General features: G+C 42.1%; 11 protein-coding genes and 1 tRNA gene. 10 read left to right on the top strand and 2 right to left on the bottom strand.

The genetic code is table 11. From position 1 onward, the window contains the following. The first annotated feature begins 15 nt into the window (after positions 1-15). Together ftsZ and lpxC are read left to right on the top strand one after the other, a co-directional pair. Entirely contained in the window at positions 16-1,254 is a 1,239-nt protein-coding gene (gene ftsZ / locus J8Z24_RS02795) for a cell division protein FtsZ (protein ID WP_128731097.1), read from the top strand. 88 nt (positions 1,255-1,342) lie between these two features. Beyond that, a complete protein-coding gene (gene lpxC / locus J8Z24_RS02800) occupies positions 1,343-2,266 on the top strand; it encodes a UDP-3-O-acyl-N-acetylglucosamine deacetylase (RefSeq protein ID WP_010368639.1) in 924 nt (307 codons plus the stop codon). Positions 2,267-2,306: 40 nt separating this feature from the next. Here the strand turns inward: lpxC and J8Z24_RS02805 are convergent, their stop codons facing one another. Next, positions 2,307-2,792, bottom strand: coding sequence for a DUF721 domain-containing protein (locus J8Z24_RS02805; protein ID WP_176033876.1), 486 nt, complete (start codon positions 2,790-2,792; stop codon positions 2,307-2,309). Between the two features lie 1,007 nt (positions 2,793-3,799). Here J8Z24_RS02805 and secA point away from each other — a divergent pair. The 5 genes from secA (at position 3,800) to nagP (ending at position 13,851) form a co-directional block, all read left to right on the top strand. After that, positions 3,800-6,508: a preprotein translocase subunit SecA gene (gene secA, locus J8Z24_RS02810; RefSeq protein ID WP_125251073.1), complete on the top strand. Its 2,709-nt coding sequence runs from the start codon at positions 3,800-3,802 to the stop codon at positions 6,506-6,508. A gap of 226 nt (positions 6,509-6,734) precedes the next feature. After that, positions 6,735-7,136, top strand: a complete 402-nt coding sequence (gene mutT / locus J8Z24_RS02815; RefSeq protein WP_147389426.1) for an 8-oxo-dGTP diphosphatase MutT — start codon at positions 6,735-6,737, stop codon at positions 7,134-7,136. Positions 7,137-7,242: 106 nt separating this feature from the next. Continuing rightward, complete coding sequence (locus tag J8Z24_RS02820) at positions 7,243-9,309, top strand: M13 family metallopeptidase (RefSeq protein WP_252095215.1); 2,067 nt, start codon at positions 7,243-7,245, stop codon at positions 9,307-9,309. A gap of 278 nt (positions 9,310-9,587) precedes the next feature. Continuing rightward, positions 9,588-12,179 (top strand): family 20 glycosylhydrolase, encoded by a 2,592-nt coding sequence (locus J8Z24_RS02825; protein ID WP_252095216.1) that lies wholly within the window; start codon positions 9,588-9,590, stop codon positions 12,177-12,179. A 382-nt stretch (positions 12,180-12,561) separates the two neighbouring features. Further along, the gene (gene nagP, locus J8Z24_RS02830) at positions 12,562-13,851 is read left to right on the top strand and encodes an N-acetylglucosamine MFS transporter NagP (protein ID WP_353506999.1); all 1,290 of its coding nucleotides are present in this window, start codon (positions 12,562-12,564) and stop codon (positions 13,849-13,851) included. A gap of 576 nt (positions 13,852-14,427) precedes the next feature. Here the strand turns inward: nagP and J8Z24_RS02835 are convergent. Continuing rightward, positions 14,428-14,503, bottom strand: a tRNA-His gene (locus tag J8Z24_RS02835). Between the two features lie 408 nt (positions 14,504-14,911). On the opposite strand from J8Z24_RS02835, the gene J8Z24_RS02840 reads away from it, so the two are divergent. The 3 genes from J8Z24_RS02840 (at position 14,912) to J8Z24_RS02850 (ending at position 19,301) form a co-directional block, all read left to right on the top strand. Continuing rightward, on the top strand, positions 14,912-15,730 hold the full coding sequence (locus J8Z24_RS02840; RefSeq protein ID WP_125251078.1) for a mechanosensitive ion channel family protein: 819 nt from the start codon (positions 14,912-14,914) through the stop codon (positions 15,728-15,730). A 15-nt stretch (positions 15,731-15,745) separates the two neighbouring features. Further along, a complete protein-coding gene (locus tag J8Z24_RS02845; protein WP_252095217.1) occupies positions 15,746-16,537 on the top strand; it encodes a DUF481 domain-containing protein in 792 nt (263 codons plus the stop codon). A gap of 85 nt (positions 16,538-16,622) precedes the next feature. After that, positions 16,623-19,301, top strand: coding sequence for an SLBB domain-containing protein (locus J8Z24_RS02850; protein ID WP_252095218.1), 2,679 nt, complete (start codon positions 16,623-16,625; stop codon positions 19,299-19,301). Positions 19,302-19,363: the final 62 nt, after the last annotated feature.

The following is a 19,363-nucleotide window of genomic DNA, read 5'->3' on the forward strand; positions in this document are numbered from 1 at the left end:
AGTCGGAGAGTGAAGATGTTTGATATTATGGAACAGCACAGCGAAGAAGCTGTCATTAAAGTCATCGGTGTTGGTGGCGGTGGTGGTAACGCCGTAGAACACATGGTGAATCAAGAAATTGAAGGTGTTCGTTTTATTGTTGCGAATACTGATGCACAAGCGCTACGCCGTTCATCTGCGGATGTTACGGTACAGCTTGGTACACAAATTACTTCGGGCTTAGGTGCTGGCGCAAACCCTGAAGTGGGTAAAAGCGCAGCGGAAGAAGACCTTGAGACTATAAAAAGTAGTCTAGAAGGCGCCGATATGGTCTTTATTGCCGCAGGTATGGGTGGTGGTACAGGTACTGGTGCTGCACCTGTGGTTGCTCGCGCGGCAAAAGAATTAGGTATTTTGACTGTCGCTGTAGTTACGCGCCCATTTGACCTAGAGGGCAAAAAGCGTATGGCGGCAGCAGAGCAGGGGATTGCCGAGTTGTCAGAAATTGTAGATTCACTTATTACAATTCCGAACAACAAACTGCTTAAAGTTCTTGGTAAAGGGACTACACTGCTAGATGCGTTTGCTAAAGCGAATGATGTACTCTATGGCGCAGTTCAGGGGATCGCAGAGCTGATCACCCGTTCAGGTCTAATCAACGTTGACTTTGCAGATGTAAGAACGGTGATGTCAGCAATGGGGACAGCTATGATGGGAACTGCATCAGCAACAGGCCCAGACAGAGCGCAAGAAGCTGCTGAAGCTGCAATTTCTAGCCCTTTACTCGAAGATGTTGATTTAACTGGCGCAAAAGGTATCTTGGTAAATATTACTGCGGGTATGGATATCACTATCGAGGAGTTTGAGGTCGTCGGTAATCATGTCAAAGCACTGGCGTCAGAAAATGCGACAGTTGTGGTTGGTGCGGTAATTGACCCTGAAATGAGCGAAGAGCTAAGAGTTACCGTCGTTGCTACTGGTCTTGGTGGAGATCGTCGTCCTCAGTTTGGTATTGTAGACAATGGTTTCAAGCAAGCGTCAGGTTCGGATGCGGTAGGTGGAGCACAATCAAGCTCACAAACTAGCATGTATGTACCAAGTTTTACACAGCCACAAACGTCATCAGCTGAGCCTGAACAGCCAGCTGAAGCGCCAGCTCCTCAAGTGCAAGAGCAAAAAGCAGCACCGAAGCCGGCCACAAATGCGAGCAATGATAGTAAGGAAAAAGGCGACTACTTCGATATTCCTGCTTTCTTGCGTAAGCAGTCAGACTAAAGTTGGTATAAAAATTAAACAGAGATTGGCAGTTTGGCGGAACTATGTTATACTCCGCCGCCTATCTGAAATTTAAGTGGGCGAATATATGATTAAACAACGTACGATTGCACAAGTCGTAAAAGCCACAGGTGTAGGTTTACACAAAGGTGAAAAGGTCACGATCACTCTCCGACCAGCTGGTGTGAATACAGGTGTTGTATTTCGCCGCGTTGATCTAGACCCAGTTGTTGACTTTGAAACAACGCCAGAAGCTGTGGGCGACACGCAACTGTGTACGTGTTTAACGAATAAAGACGGTGTTCGCTTGTCTACTACTGAGCATTTAATTGCTGCGGTAGCTGCACTTGGGATTGATAATCTAATTGTTGAATTAGATAGCGCTGAAGTGCCGATTATGGATGGCAGTGCATTGCCATTTATCTACTTAATTCAGAAAGGCGGTATTGAAGAACAAAATGCTGCTAAGCGTTTTATTCGCATTAAAGAGAAGGTGCGTGTTGAAGACGGCGACAAATGGGCTGAAATAGAGCCTTACGACGGCTTTCATATCGACTTTGAAATTGACTTCAACCATCCTGCAATAAATGCGAGCCGCCAACGTATTGGTTTAGACATCACTGCACAAAGCTTCACTGAAGAGATCAGCCGAGCGCGTACTTTTGGTTTCATGCGAGACATAGAGTACATGCACGCTAATAATCTTGCATTAGGTGGCAGCATGGATAACGCAGTGGTGCTGGATCAGTTTAAAGTATTGAATCCTGATGGGCTTCGTTATGCGGACGAATTTGTAAAGCACAAAATTTTAGACTGTGTTGGCGACATGTTTATGGCGGGCCACAACATTCTAGGAAAAATTTCATGCTACAAATCAGGTCACGGCCTTAACAACATGTTACTGCGCGAGATTATGGCGACAGAATCAGCATGGGAGTGGGCAACCTTTGAAGAGCCGGTCAGCATGCCTGCACCAGGTATGGAAGCTGGTATCAATACTGCAACTGCTTAAAAATCTTAATTGGTATTAATAAAAAAATGACGCTGAGGCGTCATTTTTTTTGCGCTGCGGTTGCGTGTTTGGCTAATTTTTCTAGCTTGGCCTTCAATGAAGGTGGTGCCGACTCTGCTAATGCCAGCAGTTGCTCGCCAGTTGCTTGGCTCATGTTACGGTTAGCTTTGTAAGCTGTGGATGGTGACTCAACAGTATTGTTTAGCCGCTGTTGTGCCTCAGGGTTTGTTGTGATTTTCACTAAAGCGCAGTCATGAACACCCGCCTTTCGAAAAGCGCTAAGTATATCCATTTTTAAAAAGTTGAGGCGTGTGGCTAGGGTCGCTGAAGCGGCCTCTATTGTGAGTGTGCCTTCTCGATAATGCGCGACTCGACACTTCTTACTCAAAATAGGTCCGAGCGTCTCGACTAAGCAAGTTTGTAATTGTGCGGCCTGCGCACTTTTTTGGCCATACTGATTGAGTTTATCAGACCACCCACCCATAACTTCATCCAATGGCTTTGGATTGTAGCGATTTTTAGCCAATGACTTACTTCCCGTAGGTTGAAAAATAAAAAATAACCGCCATATCAACAAGCACAGGTACATGACGTATCGTATTTGTCGTTTCTCAGTCTCTTTGAATTATAACAGAGACTCGATATTGAGAAATCCATAAGTACTAATATTTGTGTGAATACAAATCTGGGATTTGAGAAATAAGCGAGTTAATACCAATTTTCTTAATTAAGAGGTCTATTTTGAGACAAGAAAATCTTGTCGATAACTAGGCAAAAAACTTGCTATTTAGTTGTTCTAAATAAGAAATTTTTAACGCTGTTAGCGTCAGATTTGCTCCTTCAAATTGAGCAAGTATTAAGTCAAATTGGTATAACTTATTTCTTAAAAAAACTCATCTAGCGTATTTGCCCTGAGGGTTTGATAAGGCGTGCCCTAACTTGCTGTTAAGGCAAAGCTTAATTTATCTCATTGTCTAGCGTCGAAAATGGCTGCTAGAAAGGTATTAATTATCTGAAGCCCAGGCTATTTACCTTCTTTCGTCATGTTATCTGTATGGATAAAGTGAGCTTCTGTCAGTTTACACCCTAAATTGATCAAGTATTGAGCAAGATAGTGTTAGCTATCATCAGCCGTGCGCTTGGTCAATTTGTGTGAAAAACTGGCTGTGCGAAAGGTACTTATTATCCGTTGCTCAGGTTATATGACCAGTCAAACCAAATCGATGAGGCGCTTTAGAGTGATGTGTCAATAAAACTTGATAACGTGCAATAGTAACCTTACGCCTAACAGTAAAGATTTCTTGCAATTAAGGCCGGTATTATTTGCTCAATAAGGTTTGCAGAAGCAAAGAGTCTGGTATGATAGGGCATAATTTTAATTCGGCAATGCACAAATGCTCACTCCTAAATTGGCAATCTAGCAACTTGAATTTAGGAACGCTTTTGTCGCCAGCAGGACAAGCGCGACCCAGTCTTAATAACACTGGCTTAGAAGTATGGGTCAGCCAATACACAGAGTGAATCGGTTCAAACATGTTAGCTAATATTTTTACCAAAATTTTTGGTAGTCGTAATGATCGCACCATCAAAAACTTAAGAAAAACAGTCGCCTTAATCAATGCCTTAGAAGAGCAGTATACCAAATTAAGCGATGACGAATTAAAAGCCAAAACCGCTGAATTCAAACAGCGTGTTGAGCAGGGATTAAGTTTAGATGACTTATTACCAGAGGCGTTCGCTACGGTGCGAGAAGCATCTAAGCGCGTATTTGGAATGCGTCATTTCGATGTGCAAATGATAGGTGGTATGGTGTTGCACCAAGGTCGCATTTCAGAAATGAGAACGGGTGAAGGTAAAACATTAACTGCGACGCTACCTGCATATTTGAATGCACTCTCTGGTAAAGGCGTACACGTGATCACGGTGAATGATTATCTAGCGAAACGTGATGCTGAAACCAACCGCCCACTATTTGAATTTTTAGGGTTGACTGTTGGCTGTAACGTACCAGGTATGATGCCGCAACAGAAAAAGCAGGCTTACGGCGCCGATATTACTTATGGGACAAACAACGAGTTTGGCTTTGACTACCTGCGCGATAACATGGCATTTAGCGTTGAAGAGCGTGTTCAACGTCCTCTGAACTATGCTGTTGTGGATGAGGTGGATTCAATCCTTATCGATGAAGCGCGTACACCTCTTATTATTTCAGGCCCAGCCGAAGATAGCTCAGAATTATATGCTGAAATCAATAAGATCGTTCCTGAACTTGTGCAGCAAGAAAAAGAAGATGAAGAAGGCGTTGAAGGTGATGGCGACTTCACTATTGATGAGAAAGGCAAACAAGTTCATTTAACTGAACGTGGTCAAGTTAAGGTCGAAGAGCTACTTACTGAGCGTAATCTAATTGAAGAAGGTGATTCGCTCTATTCTGCTGGCAACATTTCATTGTTAAGTCATGTTTATGCTGCGCTTCGCGCTCACAAACTGTACCAAAAAGATGTTGATTACGTTGTTAAAGACAACGAAGTTATCATCGTTGATGAACATACAGGTCGTACGATGGAAGGGCGTCGTTGGTCTGAAGGTTTACATCAGGCTGTTGAAGCAAAAGAAGGCGTTCGAATTCAAAATGAAAACCAAACGTTGGCTTCAATCACTTTCCAGAACTATTTCCGCCTTTACAACAAGCTTGCAGGTATGACAGGTACGGCGGATACGGAAGCATTTGAGTTCCAATCAATTTATGGCCTAGATACTGTTGTTATCCCAACCAATAAACCTATGGTGCGAGATGACCGTGCAGATTTAGTCTACTTAACTCAAGAAGAGAAGTTTGAAGCTATTCTTGAAGATATTCGAGGCTGCCAAGAACGTGGCCAACCTGTACTCGTTGGTACAGTATCAATCGAAAGTTCTGAATACCTTTCTCACTTCTTACGTAAAGAAAAAATCGAACACAACGTACTGAATGCTAAATTCCATGCGCAAGAAGCTGATATCATTGCAGATGCAGGTTTGCCAGGAAAAGTGACTATCGCAACAAATATGGCGGGTCGTGGTACTGACATTGTGCTTGGTGGTAGCTGGCAGTCGGATGTTGAAAAACTTGAAAATCCGTCTGAAGAGCAAATTGCTCAAATTAAACAGGAATGGAAAACTCGCCATGATGCTGTACTCGCGTCAGGTGGTTTGCACATCATTGGTACAGAACGCCATGAATCTCGTCGTATTGATAACCAGTTACGTGGTCGTGCTGGTCGTCAAGGTGATGCTGGTTCAAGCCGCTTCTACTTATCAATGGATGATGCGTTAATGCGTATTTTTGCTGGTGAACGCATGACTAACATGATGCGCAAACTAGGCATGCAACGTGGTGAGGCTATTGAGCATCCATGGGTGAACCGCGCTATTGAAAATGCACAGCGTAAAGTTGAAGCACGCAACTTTGATATTCGTAAACAACTACTTGAATATGATGATGTGGCAAACGATCAGCGTAAAGTAGTTTATGAGCAGCGTAATGAGCTACTCGAAGAAGGTAATATCTCTGAAACTATCACTGCTATTCGTGAAGACGTATTGAATGCGACTATCGATCAATACATTCCACCACAGAGCCTGGCTGAAATGTGGGATGTTCCAGCGTTGGAAGAGCGTTTGAAAAATGATTTCCATGTTGAGCTTCCGATTGCGAAATGGCTTGAAGAGGATACCAAGCTTTACGAAGAAGTACTTCGTGAGCGCATTATTGAAGAAGTAGATAACGCCTACAAGCAAAAAGAGCAGATGGTGGGTGAGGATGTACTACGTCATTTCGAAAAAGCAGTGATGTTACAGAGTCTAGATCAGCACTGGAAAGATCACTTAGCGGCGATGGATCATCTGCGCCAAGGTATCCACTTACGTGGCTACGCGCAGAAAAATCCAAAGCAGGAATATAAGCGTGAATCGTTTGAGCTGTTCTCACAAATGCTTGAGAATTTGAAGATTGACGTTGTAGGTGTTCTGAGCAAAGTACAGGTTCGTGCAGAGGAAGATGTTGAGAAAGTTGAAGAGCAACATCGTAAGAGTGAGCAAGCACCACGCGAATATCAACACGAAGAAGTTGAGCGCGTAGGTGGTGAAGCACCACAGGGCGCTGTAGTGAGCGACCGCACTGAACCAAAAGTGGGCCGTAATGAGCCATGTCCTTGTCAGTCTGGCAAGAAATATAAGCAGTGTTGTGGCAAGCTAAAATAATTGAATAATCATTATTTAATACCAATTTGACTTAATACTTGCTCAATTTGAAGGAGTAAATCTGACGCTAACAGCGTTAAAAATTTCTTATTTAGAACAACTAAATAGCAAAATTTTTGCCTTGTTATCGACAAGATTTTCTCACCTCAAAATAGACCACTTTATTAAGAAAATTGGTATAACTTTAAAAAAGCGACGAACAGTCGCTTTTTTTATGAGGAAAATCATGGAAAAAAAACGAGTAGAAGTTGCTGTTGGGGTAATTGAAAAAAACCAAAAAATCTTTGTTTGCTTGCGCAGCAAAGATCAACACCAAGGTGGGCTGTGGGAATTTCCTGGCGGTAAAGTTGAAGCTGAAGAAGACGTATTCTCTGCCTTAAAACGTGAGTTAAAAGAGGAAATCGGGATTGATATACACAGCTCTACTGAGTTGATGAGGATAGAGCACGATTATCCTGATAAAGCGGTGTGCTTACATATTCATATAGTTACTGAGTTCGCAGGAGAAGCACATGGCGCTGAGGGGCAACCATCACAATGGGTAGCGATTTCGAACTTACACGAGTTAGACTTCCCAGCGGCAAATAAAGCCATTGTGGAACGGTTACAAGCGGCACAAAAAGAGTGACAAACTTTGTTACTAAATACCAAGCTTGAATGATAGTCATCCATATGGAGCATCAGTAGACTAGTGTATGGTCGTCATACGACGAAACTCTATCAGGGGAATTTACATGAAAAAATTATCATTGACCGCTGCAAGTGTTGCGCTTGCACTGGGGTTGATTGGTTGTAGCGAACAACCGCAAACACAACAACAAGTTGAGCAGCCTAAGACACAAGAAGTTACGCTAAGCTCGGGTATTGAGCTTAGTAATATAGATAAATCAGTTCGTCCTCAAGACGACTTTTACTATCATGTGAATGGACATTGGCTCGAAAATACGATTATTCCAGCAGACAAATCCAACTATGGCTCATTCACACAACTGTACGATGACTCCCAAAAGGCATTGCGCAAAGTACTCGAAGAAGCAGCCAATAATAGCACTGCAAAAGCGGGATCAGACGAGCAAAAGTTGGGTGCGTTTTATCAAAGTTATATGGATGAGGGTGCAAGAAATGAGCTGGGGCTAACGCCTATCAAGCCTTATCTTAGTGAGATCCAAGCGCTGAAAAGTAAGTCAGAACTGCCAACTATCTTTGCTAAAATGCGTTTAACTGGCGCACATACTCCTTTTGGTTGGTACGTAAATAATGATGCCAAAAACTCAAGTGAAAATGCCCTATACATGTTCCAGTCGGGTTTAGGCTTGCCAGATCGTGACTACTACCTAAAAGATGATGAAAAATTCACTAAGATCCGTGAGCAATATCAGCTATATATAGAGCAGCTCATGGCCAAAACTGGGCATAAAAACCCAGCGCTAGCCGCGTTAAATATTCTAGAGCTAGAGAAGCAAATTGCTGAAGCACAGTGGACGCGTGTAGAAAGTCGGGATGCAACCAAAACCTATAATAAATTAACCGTTGAAGCTTTTAACGAATCAATGCCAGATTTTGATGCCGCAGCATTTTTACGTGCATTAGGGATCAAAACGGACTCATTGATCGTCAGTCAACCGAGCTTTTTTGAGTCATTATCTAAAATAATTGCAAGTACCGATTTAGAGGTGTGGCAAGACTATTTTGCTTTCCACTTTACCAATGACTACGCAGAGCTATTGAGCAAAGATGTGGTTGACCTTAAGTTTGGTTTCTTTGGTAAGACGTTACGTGGCGTTGAAGCACAAGCACCAACATGGAAAAAAGCCGTTGATGCGAGTAACTCAGTACTTGGTGAAATGCTTGGGAAGATTTACGTTAAGTCTTACTTCCCACCTGAAGCTAAAGCACGAATGGAAGAGTTGGTAGCCAACCTGATCAAAGGTTTTGACCAAGCTATTGACGGCCTTGAGTGGATGAGTTCAGAAACCAAAGTCGCAGCAAAAGAGAAGCTCAATAAGTTTACTCCTAAGATTGGTTACCCAGACAAATGGAAAGACTACTCGGCACTAGACATTAGCCCAGATGACTTAGTAGGAAACTATGTTCGTTATAGTGAGTTTGCTAATCAGGAGATGATTGACAAGTTAGGCAAGCCTGTTGATCGTGGTGAATGGTTTATGACGCCACAAACGGTAAATGCTTACTATAACCCGGTAAACAACGAGATCGTATTCCCTGCGGCCATTTTACAACCGCCATTTTTTAATCTAGAAGCTGATGATGCTGTAAATTACGGCGCAATTGGTGCGGTTATCGGCCATGAGTTAGGTCATGGCTTTGATGACCAAGGCGCTAAATATGATGGCGATGGTAACCTTAGAAACTGGTGGAGTGAGTCTGACTTAGCTCAGTTTGAAACGCGTAGTCAAAAATTAGTTGAGCAGTTCAATAGCTTTAAACCATTTGAGGATGCAGCGGTAAATGGCCAGCTGACGCTTGGTGAAAATATTGGTGATTTAGGTGGATTAACGGTAGCTTACAAAGCCTATCAGATTTCTTTAGCTGGCAACAAAGCGCCTGTTATTGATGGCTATACGGGTGAGCAGCGGTTCTTTATGGGATGGTCACAGATCTGGCGCCGTAAATACCGTGATGAAGAGCTGCGTAATCGTCTAATGACAGATCCGCATTCGCCAAGTCACTATCGAGTCATTGGTGTATTACCAAATATGCCTGAATTTTATCAGGCGTTTGATGTGAAAGAAGGTGATAAGATGTACCTGAAGCCAGAAGACAGAGTAAAGATCTGGTAATTTCGCACACATCTATTATTGCGGGTTTACTCAGTGCAAAGAGTAAATCCGCTCTTCTCATTACGCTTTAACTTTTCAAATAATCTCAGTAGAACAACACCCTACCTACAAAAATAAGATTGCCTTTGTGACAAAAGCGAGTAGCTTACATTTGCTTAGCATAAAGAGATTAAAAAATAATGATAGCGCTGTCATTTTAACTTTTATATGATGTTTGGGAACAATAAGTGATTAAATGCTGTTCATATTGAATTGGACATGAAGACTGGGAGCAAAAGATGAAAATAAAAACGACTTTGCTTGGGGCGATGATTGCTGGGTGCGCGTTCTATACACAAGCATCATTGACTCAACAGCAACTCACGCAGTTTGCAACTGACACACATTTTGAATTTGCCGTAGAAAATAATTTCAGCAACGGAGCTGAGGGGTTCAGTGGCTCTATTACATTGACTAATAATTCAAAAGTGGATCTACCTAAAGGGCAAAGTGACTGGCAAATTTATATCCACTCTGTACGTCATATTTCAACCGAGTCTTCAAACGGATTACGATTTGAACATATTAATGGCGATCTTCACCGTATAACACCGACAGCATCATTTGCAGGATTAAAATCAGGCGAAAAACTACAGCTTTTATTCGATGGTAGTGCATGGGTTGCTGCATACAGTGATTTTATGCCGCGTGCTTTTATGGTGTCTGGTAGTAATAAACCAGTGATATTTGCTAACACAGATACTGAAGACATGACCCAGTTTGTTGCGCCATTTGAACGTGAAAACCAGCTTAAAAGATACAACACACCAACCGACTACACCAAAATAGCCACAGCTGAATTACGCTATGAACGTAATCAAAGTAATGTTGACGTAGCAAAAGTTGATGCGCTTAAACGTATCATTCCCAAACCAGAATTTATTGATTTTAATCGCGGTGAGATTACCTTAAATAGCGATTGGCAAATCCGTTATGCTGGACGGCTAAAGTCTGAGGTTGAAGTCTTTCAAGAGGACTTGTCGGAATACGGCCTCAACCTAAAGGCTGAGCCAAATCATATCTCTGAAGGTAACTTACCAACTATTCGCTTGAAAGTTGCTAAAAGCTTAGGTCGAGACTATGACTACAAGAAAGCCGGCTCATACACCCTAGAAATAGACGACGATGTCATAGAAATTGTCGGAATTGATAACGCGGGTGTGTTTTATGGTATCCAAAGCTTGCTCGCGCTCTTTCCTGCTGGAAGCAAAAATGAAGTGACTTTGTCTCATGTGGAGATTAAAGACTCTCCTCGCTTCGACTGGCGCGGTATGCACTATGATAATGCTCGTAACTATCACGGTAAAGAGGCGCTATTTAAGTTAGTTGAGCAAATGGCACGCTATAAGCTGAACAAGTTCCACTGGCACTTTTCTGATGATGAAGGGTGGCGCTTAGAAATTCCAGATCTTCCTGAGCTGACTCAAGTTGGAGCTTATCGCTGTTTTGATCTAGAAGAGCGTGAGTGCTTACTAACTCAGTTGGGCACTGGTCCTTTTAAATCTGGAACGGGTAATGGTTACCTTTCCCGTGAAGATTTTGTAGAGTTACTTAAATTTGCCAAAGCACGTCATATTGAGATCATCCCGGAAATAGAAAGTCCAGGACATGCTCGGGCAGCTATTAAGTCTATGGAAGCACGCTACCATAAGTTAATGGCCGCAGGTAAACGTGATGAAGCAAAAGCTTATTTACTGACAGATATTGATGATAAATCTGAATATTTAACGGTACAGCTTTATAAAGACAACTCGATTAATGTGTGTTTAGACTCAAGCTACGCTTTTATGGAGAAAGTTGTATATGAGCTCCAAGATATGTACCGTGAAGCTGGGACTATCTTAAATACGGTGCACTTTGGTGGAGATGAAGTCGGTAAGGGGTCTTGGACACAGTCACCAGCTTGTGATGCGTTATTTGCAAAAGCAGATAATGGTGTTGCCGGGCCTAACGATCTTAAGCCTTACTTCACTCAGCGAGTCGCAACATTACTTGCTAAAAGAGGGATAACACCGGGCGCATGGGAAGATGGCCTAATGTATAATACCACGACAACTTTCAAGCGTGATGAATTTCCGAATCCACAGTTTTTAGTAAATACATGGGATAATATTTGGGAGTGGGGGGTTGCAGATCGCGCGCATCGCTTTGCCAACAATAACTATCAAGTTATTTTATCTCATGGCACTCATTTGTACTTTGACCATCCGTATGAAGCACACCCGCAAGAACGTGGTTATTATTGGGCGACTCGCTACACCGATACTAAAAAATCTTTCTCGTACATGCCGGATAATGTTTATGCTAACGCTGACTTTACCCGAAACAGAGAGCCGATTGAAAACTTAGAAGCATTGGTTGGTCGAGCGCTACCACCGTTGAGAAAGCCACAAAATATAATTGGGATGCAAGGACAGATATGGAGTGAAACAATCCGTACTGAAGAGCAAGTGTTGCGGTTAATCTTCCCGCGTATACTCTCAGTCGCCGAGCGTGCATGGCATAAAGCCGATTGGGAAGGGAGCAAAATAGATAAAGCGGAGTTAGACAAAGACTTTTCATTATTTGCAGCCGCACTATCACTGAAAGAAATTGCTAAGTTGCAAAATGATGGGGTTAATCCAAACCTACCTGTGCCAGGTGCCAAAGTGGTACTTGGAAAGCTCAAAGCTAACAGTGCATTTCCTTTTCTTCCTATCGAGGTGAGTTTGGATAATGGCGAGTCTTGGCAACGATATACTGGACAGATAAGTATTGCTGATGAAAGCAAAGTGCTGCTCAGAACACGCATGGGTGACAAAAATGTCAGTCGCGTTACGGGGTTAAATTAATTTACTTTGAACCACTGCGCGCTGTTTGGGTTGGCGCGCTGCTACAAACACAATAAAAATATTCAATTAGAACAATTGAGTGTAAAATTTTTAGCGAGTCTATATGGATGTAGACTCCTAACGTTTGTAGCGCAGTGAGGAAATGTATAATGTGCTTTTAACAGCTTTAACGCATAGTTAAAGAAGCAAAAAGAGTAAAGCGCAGCCTTCTACATACAAAAAGCTGGATGTAGCTGAGCGCCTTGCTCAAAATCTATCTGGAAATGAAACAGATTTTAACGTAAAGTTAAATGTCAGCGCTGTCATTTTTGTAAAAGAAAGACTGTAAAAGCAAAAATAAAAAGGCAAAAGCCAAACGAACAATAAACGATGAGTAATGTTTATGGAAGCTACCGTGTCGAATACAACAAAACGAAGTAATGCTATCCCAATGGCGATAGTCGCCGCCATGTTTTTTATTCTTGGCTTTGTGACTTGGCTCAACGGGTCTTTGATGCCATATTTGGAACAAGTGTTAAAACTTACTCCATTCCAATCTTCATTTATCCTTTTTTCTTTCTATATTGCGGTCACGTTTACTGCCGTGCCTTCAGCACTTGTTATCAGAAAGGTCGGCTACAAAAACGGTATGGCTATCGCCATTGCAATGATGATGTGTGCCGCGCTACTTTATATTCCAGCTGCAAAAACACAGATCTTTGCACTATTTTTATTTGCACAGTTCACCATGGGAATTGGGCAAACATTATTGCAAACTGCGGTAAACCCATATGTGGTTCGTATTGGCCCTGAAGAATCAGCTGCGGTGCGAGTGAGCATCATGGGTATTTTGAACAAAGGAGCAGGTGTGGTTGCACCATTGGTGTTTACAGCTTTAGTGTTAAGTAATTTTACGGATATGGCAGGTAAAGACTTAACTCAGGCCGACATCGACGCGATGGCGAATGGCTTAGTAGGGCCTTATCTTGGTTTAGCCGTTTTTATTGGCATATTTGCTTTAGGTATCAAGTTTGCGCCACTGCCAGAGCTTGAGAAGGAAGGTGAGGAAGAGCATGGTTCAGTAAGAGAAGCATTACAGCACCCGAACCTAAAACTTGGCGTCATTGCGCTGTTTTTATACGTTGCGGTTGAGGTAATTGCAGGAGACACGATTGGCTCGTTCGCACTAGCGCTTGGAGTTGAGAAGTATAGCGTCATGACTTCTTATACCATGGCATGTATGGTTGCAGGTTACATATTAGGTATTTTATTAATCCCAAGAGTGATCTCTCAAGAAAAGGCTCTAACCGCTTCTGCTATTCTTGGTGTATTACTGACACTGGCTATTTCATTTGGTAGCCCCGACTCGTTCATTATCTCAAACCTATTTGGTTTGTCAGCGTTACCTGATATTCTATTAATGGTTGCAATACTCGGCTTAGCTAATGCTATCATGTGGCCTGCAATTTGGCCTCTCGCATTATCTGGACTTGGCAAGCTAACCAGTGTAGGCTCAGGGTTATTGGTTATGGGAATTGCCGGTGGTGCATTTGGCCCTGTATTCTTAGGCTTAGCTAAAGGTACGTCAGGTACAGTAGAGTCGCAGCAAATAGCGCACCTTGTAATGCTGCCTTGTTACTTATTTATTATTTTCTATGCTGTGAAGGGCCATAAGCTCAGAAAGAAGGCGTAGCAAAATAACGTAAAGCATTTCTATGTATGTAGAAATAATCCCGTGTGTGATGCCACCTGAATAAGGTGGCATTTTTTATTTCTATACCTATCTATCAGACCATGTGGTTATACCAATAGACTTACTACTTGCTTAATTTGAAGGGTTAAACCTGACGCGAACCGCGTTAAAAATTTCTTATTTAGAATAACTGAATAACCTGAGCTTTGGATAATTAATACCTTTCTAGCAGCCAGCTCTAGCGCTAACTGCGTTGAATTTACTTCCAGCAGCCGGCTATTAGCACGTACACGTATATTCGCCTTGCCTACAGAGCGTAGGTACCTTAGAGAGAGCGGGACGCGGTAGCGGAGTTATCGACAAGATTCTGTCGCTTCAAAGTAGACCACTTAATTTAGATAATTGGATATCGATGTTTTTTAAAGTGTGAAAGCAGTGTGGTCGGCAAGCTAAAACCAATCGTTTTTTCAAATCAGCCAGACAATTTAGTCAACAGCAGAAAATGGCGTAAAAAACGGTTTGATTAGGATGAATTAAGTACTAATAAGGTAAGAACTACTATAATGCAGGAAAGAATGGGGCGACTGATGGGGCTCGAACCCACGACAACCGGAATCACAATCCAGGGCTCTACCAACTGAGCTACAGCCGCCACAAAAAGAATTGAACACCTCGTTTGGTGTGGCGCGCATAATACATAAGTTTTTAAAAAAAGCAAAGCGAAATATGCAAAAAAACGGAGAAAAAGATTTTTTTGCATAAAAATTCTGCATACAGCAAATATTCATATATCCTATGTATGATCCGGACGATCTAATAATATTTCTAATTGACCAGACTCACATGAGGCTTAGATAAGAAGTAATCTAACTCATTGCTATCATCGATGGCTCCGTTTTGGCGTGGAGCTGACGCTGCTGTACTTATAGCGCTTCAGTGGGGGGGGAAATTTGTTCTAGACAAGAAGGGGTTGACGCAGTTAGCGTCAAACCATCAGAGCAACAAGTATTCAGTCGATACAAACTACTACTGCGTAACACAAATAACAAGAGGAATGGGGATGGAAGCTATCTGGAATTGGGTTAACGAAAACTCAGACTTAATCTTGCACTACGCACTTCAAGGTGTGATTGCGCTAATTATCTTTTTTATTGGTTTGAAGCTTGCCAAACTCAGTGCGAAGCTCACAATCAAAGCATTTAGTAAACGCAATGTCGACAAAGCGGTTGGCTCTTTTGTTGCTAACATAGCATATGCAATAGTGTTTGCTGCAACACTTCTGATGGCGCTGTCTCAAGTTGGCATAGAAACCACTTCATTTATCGCAATTTTGGGTGCCGCAGGTCTTGCTGTGGGCCTTGCACTACAAGGCTCTTTATCTAATTTTGCATCAGGCGTATTGATCATCATGCTACGCCCTTTCAAGTCTGGTGACTATATTGAAGCAGGCGGTAAGGCCGGTAGTGTACAAAAGATAGAGATCTTTTCGACAGAGTTACGTACACCAGATAACAAAGTAATTGTGATGCCAAACTCGTCGATTATGTCTGGTGCCATTGTTAACTACTCGCGTGAAAAAACGCGTCGCATTGATTTGGTGATAGGGGTTGGTTACGATGCCGACCTTAGAGAAGCAAAAGCAGTATTAAAATCCGTACTCGACAACGAACCAAGGATCCTAAAAGAGCCGGCGTACACTGTTGCAGTTCTAGAACTGGCAGATTCAAGCGTTAACTTTGTGGTGAGACCTTGGGTTGAAACGCAAGAGTATTGGCCAACTTATTTCACCCTAGTAGAAAATATAAAAATTGCACTAGACGACGCGAATATCACGATTCCATTCCCGCAAATGGATGTTCATCTACACAAAGATCAGTAAAAAGGTTAGTTTGAAATGAAAGTAAAGGTTTTAACCTGTTGTATTCTTATGGCTGTTAGCACAACAGCAGCGGCAGAAGGAAAAGCGAAAAAGCCAAAGAAAGTTTGGGATGTAACAAGTGAGGTAGGTGCGATCATAACCAGTGGTAATACTGAAACAACCACACTAAAGGGTGGCATAAAAGCAAAGCATAACCTCACAAATTGGCATAATGAATACAAGCTGGATGGCTTCTATAAAGAAGACACACGCGAAAATGATGCCGGTGAAGATATCACATCACGCACTAACGAAAAGTATTCGGCTTCGGTACAAGGTAACTACAAGTTAAATGAAGATCACAGTCATTTATTTGTATTTGGCTCTTACGTATCTGACTACTTTGGCGCGTATCGCAGTGAAGCTGTGGCTTCTGTGGGTTATGGCCAGCGTTTATTTGAAAATGATGATATGTACTTAAATGCTGAAATTGGTCCTGGTGTTAAGCGTTTTGAGCACCAAGATGATAGTAAAGAGCTAGGCGATAATGGCGAGCTATTAGCTGGTACATCTGAGAGTGAGTTTATCGGTGTTGGTAAACTAGACTATCAATGGCAAATTTCTGACAACGCACGTTTTACTCAGCTGATCGCGATAGAATACGGTGACACAAACACCAAAACAACGTCAGAGACCGCACTATTATCTAAAATCAACGGCTCGCTGCAGATGAAAGTGGCTTATAACATTATTCATAACTCTGACGTAGCAGACGAAAAAGAAAATACAGACACTGAAACCTCACTTACGTTGGTTTACAGTTTCTAACAAGTATCTTGCCAAAGGGTACCTCAGTGCCCTTTTAATTCTTTTAAACTTCGGTAGAATGCTCAAAGTTTAACAAAAATCCATAATGGAAGAGATTTCAGTGAAGTTCTTCAGAATATTATTTCTCTCAGTATTTATACTTATCTCGCATCAAACCGTTGCGATTACACCGAGTAAACAGCAAATTGAGCAGTTTAAAAAGCTTCCAAAAGCGCAGCAGGAAGCGCTTGCGAAACGTTACGGTATAGATTTGAACACCTTAGACGGGAATACTAAAGGTGATAAAAAAGATGAGGAGAAAGATTCCTCAATTCGACCTCGTGATCAAAAAGATTTGCTGGAGGAAGAGACAGAGGAAGACAAATACAAGCCAAAATTAGAAGAGTTAAAACCTTTTGGTTATGAGCTTTTTGCAGGAGAGCCAACGACCTTCATGCCATCAGAATTGGCAGCGATACCTGACACTTATTTGTTAGGTATAGGTGATATGGTGAAGATCAATCTGTATGGTAAAACCAATGAAGAGCATGAAGTCCAAATTGACAGAGAAGGTCGCCTCGCTATCCCAAATTTAAGTCCTATCCATGTGATTGGACTGTCATTCAAAGAGCTAAAAGCACTGATCTCAAAAAAAATCGCAGAAGAAATGATTGGAGTACAAGCCTTTGTTTCTATGGGTGAGCTAAACCCTATGCGTATCATGGTTGTTGGTGAAGCATACAAACCAGGTAGCTATACGGTATCTCCTCTTGCCACTGTGACGCATGCGTTGTTTGTGTCTGGTGGGGTGAGTGATAATGGCTCATTAAGAAAAATTCAAGTAAAAAGAGCTGGCGAGCTTGTTACTACTTTTGATCTATATGACTTATTATTGTTTGGCGACAGCTCAGATGATGTTGTACTAAAACCTGGTGATGTTGTATTTATTCCGCCGGCTGCGAAAAAAATCAAAGTTAAAGGTGAAGTAAATCGCCAAGCTATTTTTGAGCTTAAAGATTCTGACTCACTTGACAGTGTCTTAGCAATGTCAGGCGGTTTTAAAGCGAATGCAAATAAATCAAAAGTGGTAGTTTCACGCTACAACGGTGATGGTAAACGCATTACGCTTAACTATAATTTTACTCAGAGTACCAGTTACAAGCCGCAAAATGGTGATGAGATTTCCGTAAATGCGGCTTCCACACGGTTTCAAAATACCGTCACTGTAGTGGGGGCGGTAACGAGTCCAGGACACTATGAGTGGCACCAAGGTAAGACATTAAAAGACGTATTTAGCGCACCACGTGAAGACTTACTATCGATAGCAGACTTTGGTTATTCACTTATCATCCGTGAAGTAAACTTCAAAGGTGACATCGACATCTTACAGTTCTCATTACAAGATATTTTTGATGGTAAATCCGGTGACATTGCACTGTCTTCCAACGACACGATTGTTGTTTTTAGCCGTTATCAATTGAAAGAAGAAGAAGAGCAGCTATTAGACGATTTAGCTTACAATAAAGAGCAATTGAAGCTGCGTGAAAATGTCAAACTGTGGGAGCAATTTGAGCGTGACGAGTTCTTAAAGTACATTGGATTGAAAGACGATGAGCTTTTTGAATTAGAAGAGGAAGAAGTCAAACTCATCACCAGCATAGGGGCTCTTTTCGAAGAGCCGGAAGAAATTGAAGAAGATGACTATGCAGTATTTAGCCGTCAAAAACTTCTTGCGCCTATAGTTGCTAAGTTACAAAGGCAAGCAACGCCAACTGAGCCTGCAAAGTTATTTGCTGTTAATGGGCAAGTTAAATTCCCAGGCGTTTATCCTCTAGCTAAGCAAGCGAACTTCCAAAAAGCAGTACAGGCAGCCGGTGGCTTTCTTGAAGCAGCATACCTTGAGCAAGTTGAGTTGACCCGCGTTATATATAATGATGGTAAACAAGTTGAGCATATTCAATTTAACGGCTTAGATGAACTAACAAGCCCCACGCACGCACTAACGAGTAAAGATACAGTCAATATCTTCCCGAGACCAAATTGGCAGGATAGATTGCAAGTAAAAGTTGTGGGTGAGGTTAGGTTTCCTGGTATTTATACCATCAAGCGCGGAGAGACGTTGGAAAGCCTACTTACCAGAGTTGGAGGACTTAGTGAGTTTGCCCATAAGGATGCGGCAATTTTCACTCGTGAATCAATTAAGCGTAAAGAAACCTCGCAAATTCAACGCCTAACGCAAGAGCTTAGACGCGATATCATTACGAATACCTTCCAAAAAAGTGCGACAGCAAATACTTCGATGCCTTATGAAGATATGGATAAAATTTTACGTGATTTATCTAAGGTTGAAGCATTGGGGCGTCTTGTTATTGATTTAGATAAACGCGCGACAAAAACGATTCAACTAGAAGATGGCGATGCGCTGTATATTCCAGCGATGCAAGATTCAGTGAGTGTTATCGGAGAGGTCAATCTTGCCGCGACACACTTATTCGATGCGGGTAAATCGGTTGACGACTACATTAAAGCCAGCGGTGGTCTAAAACAGAAGGCTGACGATGAGCGCATTTACATTATAAAAGCTAATGGGTCGGTTGTTCTACCAGGTTCAGGTTCATGGTTTGCGGTGAGCAATTACGCAAACCAACTAGCTCCAGGTGATACCATCGTCGTGCCACTAGACGCGCAGCATATGGATCAACTGACTCTCTGGAGTACTGCGACTCAAATATTGTCACAAATTGGTCTTGCAGCAGCATCGCTGGCAACATTGAATAAAGACTAATACGTCATAAAAATCTAACACAAAAAGGGTACGGGAAACTTGGGTTTCCCGTATTTACGTTT

The sequence above is a fragment of the Pseudoalteromonas sp. SCSIO 43201 genome (assembly GCF_023716725.1).
Classification (GTDB): Bacteria; Pseudomonadota; Gammaproteobacteria; order Enterobacterales; family Alteromonadaceae; genus Pseudoalteromonas; species Pseudoalteromonas peptidolytica.

What these genes read in the sequence shown, in the direction of transcription:
- J8Z24_RS02820 (WP_252095215.1), top strand. Translation starts at nt 7,243, where the DNA reads ATGAAAAAATTATCATTGACCGCTGCAAGTGTTGCGCTTGCACTGGGG.
- secA (WP_125251073.1), top strand. Translation starts at nt 3,800, where the DNA reads ATGTTAGCTAATATTTTTACCAAAATTTTTGGTAGTCGTAATGATCGC.
- J8Z24_RS02825 (WP_252095216.1), top strand. Translation starts at nt 9,588, where the DNA reads ATGAAAATAAAAACGACTTTGCTTGGGGCGATGATTGCTGGGTGCGCG.
- J8Z24_RS02850 (WP_252095218.1), top strand. Translation starts at nt 16,623, where the DNA reads ATGGAAGAGATTTCAGTGAAGTTCTTCAGAATATTATTTCTCTCAGTA.
- J8Z24_RS02845 (WP_252095217.1), top strand. Translation starts at nt 15,746, where the DNA reads ATGAAAGTAAAGGTTTTAACCTGTTGTATTCTTATGGCTGTTAGCACA.
- nagP (WP_353506999.1), top strand. Translation starts at nt 12,562, where the DNA reads ATGGAAGCTACCGTGTCGAATACAACAAAACGAAGTAATGCTATCCCA.
- lpxC (WP_010368639.1), top strand. Translation starts at nt 1,343, where the DNA reads ATGATTAAACAACGTACGATTGCACAAGTCGTAAAAGCCACAGGTGTA.
- ftsZ (WP_128731097.1), top strand. Translation starts at nt 16, where the DNA reads ATGTTTGATATTATGGAACAGCACAGCGAAGAAGCTGTCATTAAAGTC.
- J8Z24_RS02840 (WP_125251078.1), top strand. Translation starts at nt 14,912, where the DNA reads ATGGAAGCTATCTGGAATTGGGTTAACGAAAACTCAGACTTAATCTTG.
- mutT (WP_147389426.1), top strand. Translation starts at nt 6,735, where the DNA reads ATGGAAAAAAAACGAGTAGAAGTTGCTGTTGGGGTAATTGAAAAAAAC.